The following is a 272-nucleotide window of genomic DNA, read 5'->3' on the forward strand; positions in this document are numbered from 1 at the left end:
TCAAATCTAATTTCAGATAATTTGACAAGGAGTTTTTAGGAAAAGGACTAATTAATACCATATATATAGGAGGCGATAAAAATGGAGAAGGAGACAGTTTCATCATCAGAAAAGGTTATATTAAATAATGGGAAAGAAAGGTTTGAAATACCTGGGCAAGCGATGTTCAAAAAGTTTTCTAACGAAAGAGATGTTTCACTAGTTTATGGAGATGCAATAGAAGTAGAAGGAAAAAAGGTTGTCCCAGTAGCGAAGATCAGGTGCATGGGAGG

At 34.9% G+C, this 272-nt stretch carries 1 protein-coding gene; it reads left to right on the forward strand.

Annotated features, from left to right (window positions below):
• Window positions 1-81: 81 nt before the first annotated feature.
• On the forward strand, window positions 82-272 hold a 191-nt coding region (locus tag AOA59_RS32900), incomplete at its 3' end, for a hypothetical protein (RefSeq protein WP_218212226.1).

It is taken from the genome of Pseudomonas sp. 2822-15 (assembly GCF_002742515.1).
Lineage (GTDB): Bacteria > Pseudomonadota > Gammaproteobacteria > Pseudomonadales > Pseudomonadaceae > Aquipseudomonas > Aquipseudomonas salomonii.